This window comes from Paenibacillus sophorae (assembly GCF_018966525.1).
Taxonomy (GTDB): domain Bacteria; phylum Bacillota; class Bacilli; order Paenibacillales; family Paenibacillaceae; genus Paenibacillus_AQ; species Paenibacillus_AQ sophorae.
Genome location: NZ_CP076607.1, coordinates 2,074,909 through 2,086,821 on the forward strand (window position 1 = coordinate 2,074,909; position 11,913 = coordinate 2,086,821).

10 protein-coding genes are annotated in these 11,913 nt (G+C 47.7%); all 10 read left to right on the forward strand.

Annotated features, from left to right (window positions below; genetic code table 11):
- The first annotated feature begins 1 nt into the window (after window position 1).
- Entirely contained in the window at window positions 2-871 is an 870-nt protein-coding gene (locus tag KP014_RS09895; RefSeq protein ID WP_036593125.1) for a hypothetical protein, read from the forward strand.
- Between the two features lie 58 nt (window positions 872-929).
- Window positions 930-1,136 carry a hypothetical protein gene (locus tag KP014_RS09900; RefSeq protein ID WP_036593123.1) on the forward strand — a complete coding sequence of 69 codons (207 nt, stop codon included), beginning with the start codon at window positions 930-932 and terminating at the stop codon, window positions 1,134-1,136.
- 6 nt (window positions 1,137-1,142) lie between these two features.
- Window positions 1,143-1,286 carry a hypothetical protein gene (locus KP014_RS09905; protein ID WP_175491823.1) on the forward strand — a complete coding sequence of 48 codons (144 nt, stop codon included), beginning with the start codon at window positions 1,143-1,145 and terminating at the stop codon, window positions 1,284-1,286.
- 56 nt (window positions 1,287-1,342) lie between these two features.
- Window positions 1,343-1,723 carry a hypothetical protein gene (locus tag KP014_RS09910; protein WP_036593122.1) on the forward strand — a complete coding sequence of 127 codons (381 nt, stop codon included), beginning with the start codon at window positions 1,343-1,345 and terminating at the stop codon, window positions 1,721-1,723.
- Between the two features lie 9 nt (window positions 1,724-1,732).
- Window positions 1,733-2,230, forward strand: coding sequence for a hypothetical protein (locus tag KP014_RS09915; protein WP_051499792.1), 498 nt, complete (start codon window positions 1,733-1,735; stop codon window positions 2,228-2,230).
- Window positions 2,231-2,401: 171 nt separating this feature from the next.
- A complete protein-coding gene (locus tag KP014_RS09920) occupies window positions 2,402-3,046 on the forward strand; it encodes a hypothetical protein (RefSeq protein ID WP_175491822.1) in 645 nt (214 codons plus the stop codon).
- A 10-nt stretch (window positions 3,047-3,056) separates the two neighbouring features.
- Window positions 3,057-5,312: a hypothetical protein gene (locus KP014_RS09925; RefSeq protein WP_139210578.1), complete on the forward strand. Its 2,256-nt coding sequence runs from the start codon at window positions 3,057-3,059 to the stop codon at window positions 5,310-5,312.
- Window positions 5,306-9,220, forward strand: coding sequence for a glycoside hydrolase family 78 protein (locus KP014_RS09930; protein ID WP_090834015.1), 3,915 nt, complete (start codon window positions 5,306-5,308; stop codon window positions 9,218-9,220). Before KP014_RS09925 ends, KP014_RS09930 begins: the two co-directional genes overlap by 7 nt.
- Before the next feature lie 175 nt (window positions 9,221-9,395).
- On the forward strand, window positions 9,396-11,447 hold the full coding sequence (gene tkt / locus KP014_RS09935) for a transketolase (protein WP_036593115.1): 2,052 nt from the start codon (window positions 9,396-9,398) through the stop codon (window positions 11,445-11,447).
- 44 nt (window positions 11,448-11,491) lie between these two features.
- A complete protein-coding gene (gene ppnP / locus KP014_RS09940; protein WP_036593114.1) occupies window positions 11,492-11,809 on the forward strand; it encodes a pyrimidine/purine nucleoside phosphorylase in 318 nt (105 codons plus the stop codon).
- The last annotated feature ends 104 nt before the right edge of the window (window positions 11,810-11,913 follow it).

Here is an 11,913-nt window from a genome sequence, read left to right on the forward strand (position 1 = left end):
TATGGACAGATTATTTGTACTAACCGCCGTAATCGGAATCGTCTATCTCGCTTTACTTGTGTTCGTCAGCAGCACGGGGAAAAGGGAGCGGTATATGCTGCGTCTGCAGCAGAGGTGGCAAGGATTCGGAGAACGGCTGGAAAATGGCAGGCTTCAGCAGATTCTTTATGCCAGCGGCTTGACTGTATCCGCCCGGAAAATCACTCTGTTTCGTTATTCGGCGGCTTTTCTCTATCTGCTCGTAAAAGTGCTCGGCGACTATATCCGCGGCTTGCCGTTTAGCGCATATGATTTGCTTATCGCCGCGTTGATAATCGGCTTTACGAGCCCTGCCCGCTATCTTCCGTTCGGCTGGCTGCTCTCCTGGCTGCATCAGAGATCCGTCGTTCAAAAGGATGGCGAACTGATCTCGTTTCTCCGGCTGTATGAGAATAACAGGCTGCGAAGGCGGGGATACGTGCAGTTTGGCGCTTTCTGCGCCGGGGCTGCCGGACATTTTGTCCACATCCGACATGATTTGTACGAGCTATCGGAACGGGCGGTCGATGAGGGGCCGGAGCGGGCAATCGAATGGTTCTGCGACCGGTTTCCGGAGGGCCATGCTTTTATCGGCGATATCAGGTCAATTCTGCTGGCTACGGAGGGGATGGATGATGATACGGAGGCCGCCGCCTATTTGCGGGAGCAGGGTAAGATGATCGCCAAAATATCCAGCGACCAATACCTGCGAAAATGGTCTCTGATTGGGGACATTTCCTCGATCATTAACGTGATTCCGTCGATTGCCACCTTTTTGATGATTGTAACATTAGCCATGCAGTACATCATGCTGATCAAAGGGAATTTTAATGAGATTCGTCTGTTTCAATAAAGATATGTCATATTCAATCAGCAAATAAAAAAATAAAATTAAAAGGGAGATATTAACAATGAAAAAAGATGCTATTTCAACGGGGCTGTTTATCGCAATCGGGTTTCTGTGTGTCGCTATCGTGATCGCCGTTTTGATTCCGGTCGTAAGGGATGTAATAGACGATGCCGACGATAACCGACCGACTGTGCCGGCGGTCAGCATGACGCAGCCGCTTAACCCTGCGGATCAGATGTCTGACGTACCATTTCGCCTGGGGGCTTAACTGACGATGAAAAAAGATTCGATCTCTGTCGCCATATTTCTCGCCATCGGATTTGTAATTGCCGGAATCTTCATCACGTCCGCCACTGGGATGATCGGCGGCAGCCAGGATGACATTATCGCCCATACAAAGCAGGTAGAGCAATACTAGCCGAATTTTTGGTCCTGTCGATCTTACGGCGTTTGAAAGGAGTACGCGTTTAGACCATGAAGGCGACTGTTCTCCGGGCTTTGTTTATGTGGCTGGTCTTGTTTATTATTTTGCAGCCGATCTTTACCTACATCGATTATTTGCTGGATTTGCAGATCAAGGCCAATACCTCTTACATTACACAAAAGGCCGCAACCGAAGGAATGGTGACTGCCGGTATGCGAAGCGAGGTCGTGAACAATCTGAAGGCTTTGGGATTTTCGGAATCGTCCATTGAAATTACCAGCAGCGCGGAGACGGTTCAAGAAAGAGAAACGAGACTTGATGTGTACGTCAAAGTTCCGCGGATTTCCATGTTTCCGTATAACTTTTCCGGGGGGACGCAGCCTTCATATTATTACGGCCATGGTTCCATTATGAGCGAATATCTCGATTAAGGTGACATTATGGATTACATTATCAAGCTTGCATTTGTGCTGCTGATCTTTATTTATGCCTGGTTTTTTCAGGCGCAGAATCAGGAATGGGACATCGACCGGGAACTGCTCAAACATGCGAACAACATGGCTGTTCACGATGCCGCCCAGGAAATGGACGAGTCGGAACGCGCGGAAGGACGGCTGATCATCGATCAGGGTGCGGCGGAAGCAAGTTTTAAGGAAACGCTTGAAGCCAATCTCGGACTGGATGACAGTCTCACTCCCCGGGCCGGCAGCCGCCTGCGTTCCAAAGTGGAAGTCGTCGAGTTCAAAGTGATCGATGAATCCTCGGGTGTTGCCTTCCCGTTCCTCTATGAAGACAGCCGTTACGGAATTACGAAGTATATACAAGGACCCTCTGTAATTGCCGTTATAAAGACTAGGCATCCGGTGCTGATCGCAAGAGCCAAAAATCAGGAAGACATCCAGGTGCCGGCGATTCAGGAGTACAAGTATAACAAGTAGAAGTCTGGATTTGGGGTTATCCATTTGAAGGACAATGACGCGGTTTGGGTCTGCCGGATGTTCCGGTTCCGGGCCACTGCTCATTGCCCTTCAGTTTATCGGCAAGGAGCTTTCGGATGAACGAGAGTCTTTGCCGATAAATCACATAAATATTATTTTAAGGAGAGATCAATGATGAAAAAGACGATTTTGAAAGTAAGTACGGCCGCACTGCTGCTTACGCAAATTTTTTCGGTAGGGGGAGCTTCGGCAAAGGGCTTGAATCCATCTGCGCCGCGTGTGGCGACTGCGCCTGCGGCTAAGGCGACGGTTCCGGTTATGACGGATAACCTGTTTAAGTATGGGCTGAAAAAGAACATAGAGCTTCCTGTTACGGTGACAGCCGGGGGCCTGAGCTACACGCTGCACAAGATCATGATCTATGATATTGATTCCAAGGAAGCAAAGGCGATCCGGAACAAGTACGGGTATGGGAAGTACAGCGACTACTTCCGGAATCCACAGTATTTTGTCTGGACGAAGATTACGATTGCGAATAATAGTAAAAAGGTTGTTCAGCGGAATGCTAGTGATGTTACAGATAAGTGGTTTCTAAGCATGAAAGATTCAGGTGCATTAGGATCTGCCATGCCCCGGTTTGTAGCAGACAAGAAGAATAACTCTTCTGCTCTTTGGTCATTTAAATTAAAACCCGGAGAAAAGTTGACTGCTTACGAAGGATATGTCTATGAAGGAAGCTTCAACTACTTTGCAATTCGTTTGTTTTTTAATGGGTCTTTCTCTGAAAAATTTATCGTAGATCGTCCAAGAGAATAGGTGATAGAAAATGAAAAATCATCTGTGGATCTTCTTCATATGTTTTATCTGCGTTCTGCCGGGCTTCTCAAACTCGGCAGTTGCAGCAGATACTCTAACCAAGTCAGTAGCATTGCCTACACAGTCACTTACCGGTTCAGCCAATGATCAAAAAACGTTTTTTTTGGATCTACCATCTGATGTAGTTGCTGCATCCATTAAAACGGGGACGCTGAAATATACCGGTTCTAATTCTGTTGTCAGCCTAGCGGTGGAGAATGGAAAAATAAAAATCACCCTTAATGGCGTTAAGCAAACTAAAATTATTGAAAATGTCCAGGGATATCGAGCATCCTATGGAGTGGATTATGATACAAGACCCGGGAACTCCATTTGGCGATATTCGGATGGAGTACGTTGGCAAGTTAATAAATATAACATTGATAGAAATGTCAATGATTACTCAATAGTAAGAGGTTCTGGTTCCTCTATTCCTTATGACTTACCTCAAACTCCAGGAGTAGTTACCCGTTCTGATGTATTGATGGACTATATCAAATGGTATAACGGAAGTGCTTATGATGTAATCGACAACAATGATATTATTCAAAGCACGATTCGGTTGAACAACTTCTATCCGCCATCGGATACAACAGTAAATATAAAAAATAATCAATTCATTATCTCTTACACAGCACCGGGAAGTCATAATTATCAACCCGAGGATGTTCCCGACTCTGTTGCTGTTGGTCCTCTGGTCGTAGGAAGAAGATACGTTCTTCCCTTCACATATCACTTCTTCGCCGACGCCAAAGTGACCACCTATAACTACAGCGGCAGCGTAAGCTTCGAATACGGCCTCCCTGATGACGTAACACTAAACGGCACCGTCGCCGTTCTCAAGCCGAACCCGAACCCGGCCAAGTTTGAAGACAAAAACGTAGATGTGCAGCTTTCCCTTCGTGGTGAACTTTTGAAATATACGGACAGTGCCAATATTCAGGAATGGGTATTGTACGCACAAGAACAGGGAAAAGTCAGCACCCTTCAAATCAAGAAGGAATTTAGCAAAACGCTTAACACCAATAAGACTTTCGATTTTACTATTCCAGCTTCAGCCGTAACTTCGGATAACTTCCAGCAAAAGTATGATTTAAGAGTATTAATTCGATTCAAAAATCCTATAACAACGAAAAATGGACAAATATCATCACTAGAACAGCCACTATCCGCGACAGTGGAACTCTATAAAAATACTCCAACTGTGAGTTTTACAACGGTGACACCACCGCCTACTCCGAAGGGAAAACCTCCGGTAGCTATGCTCATCGTTCCTCCAGTCGTCAAAGCCGGAGAAGACTTTGTAGCCAGCGGCGGGGGTTCGTACGATCCGGACGGTGAAATCACCGGGTATTTTTTTGAAGCGCCTGGAGCTAATGTGTCCGGCATCTCTGATCCAACGAAATCCACGACGAAATTTTGGTATCCGGAAAGTAAATTGGGGAATAACACGATTGGCCTGACCGTTGTGGACGACGACATGATGACCGGCAATGCTGGAGGGTTTGTGCAAGTCATCAAGCCTGTTCCAGAGGCCAGCCTTGAAGTTTCGGGAACGAAAAAACAAAACCGAAAAGTAACGATTATCAATACAAGCAAAAGCCCAACACACTACCCTCTGGTTGACTCCAAAACCAAAATGACCATTACAGCCGTATCTGGAGGAAGCAACGCAGATATTAAATATTCCGGATCGCTAGATGGAGTGACGCAGAAGGACGTTTTATTTAAGAAGCCGGGAACCTATAAAGCAACAATCTATGTTGAGAATACTTTGGGTTATAGTGCAACAAGCGAACTGACTTTTGAGATCGTTCCAGACGAGCCGCCGACCATTTATTTTTTCGTTCCCACCCAGGTCTACCGTGATCCTACGGACGGAAACAAGGTGAAGATATCCATTGATGATATGTCTTTCTCTCCCGACAATGACTTTATCGATCAACGAACGTGGGAATACCGCTATGATTCGGATAATGACGGCAGTTTTGATGATGAATCATGGGTGATTTTCAGTAATGATAACGAGCACAGACTTACGCTTACGGTTTATGAGGTTGGCAGGTATGAGATTCGGCACACCGCATACGAGGGTTTCGGTCAACCGACCATCGATGCATTTATCACTTCTGCGGACCGGCAGTATGCCGACTCGTCGAGTATGCCATCAACCGAAAGAATTATTACCGTTAAAAACCGAGCGCCTGAAGGTGATTGGGCGTGGTAAAGGAAAGGGATGATAAGATGGGTTCGGGTTGGAGAGGTGAGAAAATGAAAAGAAAGGCAAGAGCAACTCGATTTCTCATACTTATATTATCTACTATCATATTTTTTGTTTCATGGCCGGATTTTTTCCCGAGTAAACATAATGTGGCGAAAGCATTGGATACGGATGTCGTTCATTTTGCCGATATTCATATGTCCGCTTGGAGTGAGACAAAGCAAGTGAGGCCGGGTTATCTCGGGACTGCGACAGGGTGGTTTTCAATAGATGCGCCAGAGACCATTATAAAAAATATTGTTTACAATAAAATAACCAAAGTAGTAAGTTATGAGATCACTCCTGTTAATTATCACTTTAAGCGATCCATGAAGAGGGACGGGGAATACTCATCTTCCAACTTTACATGGAATATGCAAGTGGATATGAGAGATGATGTTGATGACGGCCCGGTTCCTTGGGTACATGTATTTAACTGGGAATTTCCAGGGTTTGCTACTATTGCTAATCTTGGATACAGTATGACTCCTGTTGATTTTTATATGTATGAAACCACCGACGTATATAAAAACATTACCGAAGGAGCATATGATCGCTTTAATCAAAAGGTGGATAATTGGAACTATTGGGAATCACCGTCAGGAGTATTGCCAAATATTCCTACTAAATTAAAACTTCGAATAGTGGTGTCTGACGATCAAAATATGGGATTTTACGGGTCTTCATGGTCCGAGAACTTTTCTATTCTCAAAGAAATGGAATATGATCTTATTCCAAATAATCCGCCTACTTTATCTCTGTCTACACCGGATGGCCAAACTTTGTTTAATGATGAAGGGAGAAATACGTTAAATATCGAGGGCTTTGTTCAAGACCCTGATAATAATGATGTCACTGTGAGCGCCGAAATACCTAATGTCTTCTATAAAAAAACAACCATCGCACAGGCGTTCTCTAACAATTATTTCAGTATAGGGCTGGATACCATACAAGATAGTATACCTCCCGGTGACTACACGATATATGTAAAAGCGGTTGACCCGATGAACGCTGCTTCGTCAACAGCCACCTTAACCTTACGAGTTAGGCAAAGGCTGAAGCGCAATGTTTTTTTGCTGATCAATACTCCGGTTTCGGATTTTCGAACGACCTATTCGGACATCGAAGGGGATGCCAAGTATACGGAGCGCTTTCGCTATGATCAAGATCCTAACTTTTTCGACAATAGTATGGGCAGTATCTCCGATACAGGACTTTGGCGAAATTCGCCATATGACTCCTTTCCTCTATCCGGTCTTTATGTGGCAAGCTATCAGCCGAGGGACACTCCCAAATGGGATGACCGGTTTGATGAATTCCGGATGTGGGCTAGGGACAGCTTGACTCAAGTAAGATTTCAGGTTCATCGAAAGCCGATCGCTCTTTTCACGGCCAAGGTAGTAAACGGAGGATTGCAATTAGCTGACAGCTCATACGATCTGGACCATACGTCGCGGACGGACAAGGGCATCATCGATTGGCAGTGGCAGTATAGAAAAGGGGAGGAAGAAATTTGGACAGATGGAACACCGTCTGGCGCACTTTCCACTTCCGAAAATTACACTATCCGCCTGCGTGTCCGGGATATCGACGACGAGAATAATTTAGGCGTATGGAGTGATTGGTGTGTGCGGACGGTTGGATCGGCATCAGGGAATCTTGCTCCTGTGGCAATGTTTACGGTAACTCCGAATCAGGTGTCTTACCCAAAGGCTACAACTATTGAGGACAAGTCCTTTGATCCCGACAACGATCCATTGGATATTTATGAGTGGAAGGTAGTCAAGGACGGATGGCAGCAAGTTTGGTACACGTATGGAGGAGCAGGGGCGCCTCCTAGCATGACTAATTTTGGAGTGGGGAGTTACCAAATCACCTTGAAGGTGCATGATAACCGAGGTCTTTGGTCTGAGCCTTTCAGCCAATATGTAACCGTGATGAACCACCCGCCCGCCCCGGATTTTCAAATGCCAACCGAGGTTTACCGGGACACGATAATCAATATAGAAAATAAAACGCCAGATCCCGATGAGGATGGAGACGGCCTTAGTTATGCCTGGAATACGCGTGTTGATGGGAGCGGATATTACTATTCGGGAAACAGCCGCGATCAAACAATTAAGGTTCAAAATTTGATTGACTGGTACGGAATAAGTCCCAAGAAAACGATATCCGATGGTTGGGAAATGCGGTTAACCGCATCCGATGGATCTTTAAGTGCCAACGCCACGCAGACCTTTGTTGTCAAAAATCATGCTCCTACGGCAGTCATATCAGGTGCCGACACGGTCTTTGTGAACGATACACTGACGTATGTAGCAAACGATGCAGACGATGATCCTTCTGATGTCAGCAGCTTGCGATATTATTGGCGGGTAACCGCTGCGGACGGCAGCATTAAAATGTACAATACAGCAAATATAAATGTTTCTTTTGCGCAGACAGGAGTTTATACACTGGAACATTGGGTAGTAGATCAGGTGGACGATAAATCCAATGTGGCCACTTTAATTGTAAATGTTAAAGAGAATCTGCCGCCATCCATGACGCTGACCGCCCCAGCCGGAACAACGGATAATCCGTCCATTATCGACGCGGAGAAAGAGGGAGACCCGGTCATCCAGTGGGACTACGCTGATCCGGAGAATGATGCACAGGAAAAGTACCGGTTGGACTTTTTCACGAAGGACGGGCTGCTTGCCAAAAGTGTAGAAAATACGGACAGTACGGGCAGCACACGTCAATTAAAGATGCCGGATCAATCGTTTGAGCGGTTTTTATTCTATTCCGTACAGGGTCGGGCTTTTTCAAAGAATAACTGGTCTGACATATCCAACGAAAGAGCTTTCATCATCGATAACCCTCCGGTTCCTGGCTTCTCCTTAGTAACAGACACCGGAAAGGATGCAATCCTAACGCCGATTTATCGGACCGATATTTTGCAAATTACTAGCACGGCTCATGATGATGATCAGCCGAAGGGCGACAGTCTGACCTATAAATATTATCTGAAACCGAGTAGTGGAGCTGAAGGTTTAATCAGTTCATCTGATAGCTTTACGAAACAATTCACGACCAACGATACATTTACGATCCGCCAGGTAGTAACCGACTCGCTGGGGTTATGGCGGGAAGTCTCTCATGCGTTCATTGTAAAAAATCGGCTTCCTGTGGTGAATCTCACCTTTCCAACCAGCGACACAGCAGCCAAGCCGACCATCGCCAGCACGATGACACCGATTATGAAATGGAGCTATACCGATGATGACGGCGATGAGCAGCAGCGGTACCGGGTGCGCATACTGGATGCGGCAACCGGCAGTATCGTCGTTCAGTCCGGGGAGCAAGCGTCCAGTCTGAAGCAGTGGACCGTACCGGCAGGTGCATTAGTGGAGAACCATAAGTATGCGGTAGAGGTCGAGGTTTTTGACGGCTTTGACTGGAGCACCACTTCACCGCGCAAATATTTTATGGTCAATCTGCTGAGTGTAAAGGGCGGCGTAAAGCACACGGCAGAATGGAACGCCAATCGGCAGAGCTACAATTTAAAGATATCGGGAGACACGGAGCAGCCGCGTGGTTATAATATATTTTGGGCCGGGGAGAAATTCGTGCTTCAGGCTGACGCGACCGGGCTGCCGGATACGATTGACGTAACTATGGACGGCGGATTTACGGCGCAGCTTAGTCCTTCTGATAGCGACAAGACATTTTGGACCGGGGAGCTCTATGACCCTTCTTTCGAACATTTGCCGAATGGGCCTTTGACCTTCACCTTTACGGCTAAGAACGAATACAACACGAAGATCGATAAAGTCACGGTTACCATCTCGGAGAATTGGAGCCAGTATTTCCGCAGCCATCGGATTAAATAGAATACTCCAATGATTAGTATCAACCTGCATCGGTCACGGTATAAAAAAGAATCCAAGCTGCGAAACTTAAATGTTGGAGCGTCCAGCCGGCAAAAACATTGGAAATGCTTCCACATTAGTGATACAATAATAGTCAAAATGACATTCTTGAGGTTTATAGAGGAGGACAATTTGAATGACTGAACAACAGGCAAAAGAGCAAGCGATCCACAAGGATGAAAACTCCACAGTCGACAACCTGGCGATCACGACGATTCGTACACTGGCCATTGACGCGATTGAAAAAGCGAATTCCGGCCATCCCGGTATGCCGATGGGTTCTGCTCCGATGGGCTATCAGCTCTTCGCGAAGACGATGAATCATAACCCGGAGCATCCGACGTGGGCCAACCGCGACCGTTTCGTCTTGTCTGCCGGCCATGGCTCCATGCTGCTGTACAGCCTGCTGCATCTCAGTGGTTACGATCTCCCGATGGAAGAACTGAAGCAGTTCCGTCAATGGGGCAGCCTTACTCCCGGTCATCCGGAATTCGGTCATACGGCAGGTGTCGACGCTACGACGGGTCCGCTCGGGCAAGGCATCGCTATGGCGGTCGGTATGGCGATCGCGGAAGCGCAGCTCTCCGCTACGTACAATAAAGATCAGTATAATGTAATCGACCACTATACTTACGCGATTTGCGGCGACGGCGACTTGATGGAAGGAATTTCCTCAGAAGCTGCTTCGCTTGCAGGCCATCTCAAACTGGGCAAATTGGTCGTGCTGTACGATTCAAACGATATTTCGCTTGACGGCAAGCTAAACCTGTCCTTTTCCGAAAATGTTGCCAAGCGTTTTGAGGCTTATGGCTGGAATGTGCTGCGCGTGGAGGACGGCAACGATCTTCCGGCAATCGGCAAGGCGATTGCGGAAGGCCAAGCAATCACGGACAAGCCTACGCTCATTGAAGTGAAGACCGTGATCGGCTACGGCAGTCCGAACAAGCAGGGCAAAGGCGGACACGGCGGAACGCACGGCTCTCCGCTCGGCGCTGAAGAAGCAAAGCTGACCAAAGAGTTCTACAAATGGGTATACGAAGAGGATTTCTACGTGCCGGATGAAGTCCGCGCCCTTTTTGCCGAAGTGAAGGAACAAGGAATTGCCGCAAACAAGGCATGGGACGAGAAATTCGCGGCATATAAGAAGGCTTATCCGGAACTGGCTGCACAGCTTGAAACGGTGCTGAGCGGCGATCTTCCGGAAGGATGGGACGCCAAGCTGCCGCTATACAAAGCGGAAGACAAAGCCGTATCCACCCGTGTGGCTTCCGGTAATGCTCTTAACGGTCTGGCTGCGGGCGTGCCGCAACTGTTCGGCGGTTCCGCTGACCTGGAGAGCTCCACAATGACCCACCTCAACGGTCTGGCTTCCTTCACGCCGGAGTCGTACGACGGCCGCAATATTTATTTTGGCGTCCGTGAATTCGGTATGGCGGCGGCTATGAACGGCATTGCGCTGCATACCGGATTGAAAGTATTCGGCGGCACATTCTTCGTCTTTACGGATTATCTGCGTCCGGCGGTCCGTTTGGCTGCCATTATGAAGCTGCCGGTTACTTATGTGCTGACACATGATAGCATCGCCGTCGGCGAAGACGGTCCTACGCATGAGCCGATTGAGCAATTGGCATCCCTGCGCATCATTCCGGGGCTTACCGTTATCCGTCCGGCCGATGGGAACGAAACATCCGCTGCATGGGCCTATGCGGTGGAGAACAAGGAGAATCCGGTAGCGCTCGTGCTTACCCGCCAGAACCTGCCGATTCTGTCCGGTACGGTGGAAGGTGTCCGCGATAACATCAAACGCGGCGGTTATGTCATCTCCGATGCCAAGAACGGCAAGCCTCAGGCGCAAATCATTGCTACAGGTTCCGAAGTGCAGCTGGCTGTTAAAGCCCAAGCAGCCCTGGCAGAAGAAGGAATTGACGTACGCGTAATCAGCCTTCCAAGCTGGGATCTGTTTGAGAAGCAGGACAAGGCATACCGCGACTCCGTCATCCTGCCGGATGTCAAAGCACGTCTTGCGATCGAAATGGCTCAAACCTTCGGTTGGGAACGCTATGTCGGCGACCAAGGCGATATTCTCGGCATCACAACATTTGGCGCTTCCGCACCTGGCGACACAGTCATCAAAGAATATGGCTTCACTGTGGAAAATGTCGTTAACCGCGTGAAGGCTTTGCTGTAGAATAATGTTGGGATAATCGGGAATTCAAGGGGGAAGAAAAAGAGATGAGTCAATTCAACAATGCAACCATTCAAAAAGAAGCCAATGTTTACTATGATGGAAAAGTAACCAGCCGCACGGTAATTTTGGAGGACGGCCTCAAGGTTACTCTTGGAATCATGCTTCCTGGCGTGTACGAGTTCGGCACGGACGGTCCGGAAACGATGGAGATCCTGTCCGGAAAGCTGAAGGTGCTGCTGCCCGGTTCGGAAGTATGGCAGGAGATTGACGGCGCGGAGACCTTCCATGTGCCCGGCAATTCGAAGTTTTCGCTGGAAGTATTCACGGTTACTGATTACTGCTGTTCTTACCCGAATCTGTAAATCACAGAGAGAACTTGTGGAAACATCGGTCAGACCCTATTAGTGGACTATAGAAAAAAGCCCTAGGCAGCTAGCTGGCGTCGGTATTCAACCGGCGTCAGCTT

Coding starts and splice junctions, on each gene's coding strand:
- KP014_RS09895 (WP_036593125.1), top strand. CDS start 2: ATGGACAGATTATTTGTACTAACCGCCGTAATCGGAATCGTCTATCTC.
- KP014_RS09900 (WP_036593123.1), top strand. CDS start 930: ATGAAAAAAGATGCTATTTCAACGGGGCTGTTTATCGCAATCGGGTTT.
- KP014_RS09905 (WP_175491823.1), top strand. CDS start 1,143: ATGAAAAAAGATTCGATCTCTGTCGCCATATTTCTCGCCATCGGATTT.
- KP014_RS09910 (WP_036593122.1), top strand. CDS start 1,343: ATGAAGGCGACTGTTCTCCGGGCTTTGTTTATGTGGCTGGTCTTGTTT.
- KP014_RS09915 (WP_051499792.1), top strand. CDS start 1,733: ATGGATTACATTATCAAGCTTGCATTTGTGCTGCTGATCTTTATTTAT.
- KP014_RS09920 (WP_175491822.1), top strand. CDS start 2,402: ATGATGAAAAAGACGATTTTGAAAGTAAGTACGGCCGCACTGCTGCTT.
- KP014_RS09925 (WP_139210578.1), top strand. CDS start 3,057: ATGAAAAATCATCTGTGGATCTTCTTCATATGTTTTATCTGCGTTCTG.
- tkt (WP_036593115.1), top strand. CDS start 9,396: ATGACTGAACAACAGGCAAAAGAGCAAGCGATCCACAAGGATGAAAAC.
- ppnP (WP_036593114.1), top strand. CDS start 11,492: ATGAGTCAATTCAACAATGCAACCATTCAAAAAGAAGCCAATGTTTAC.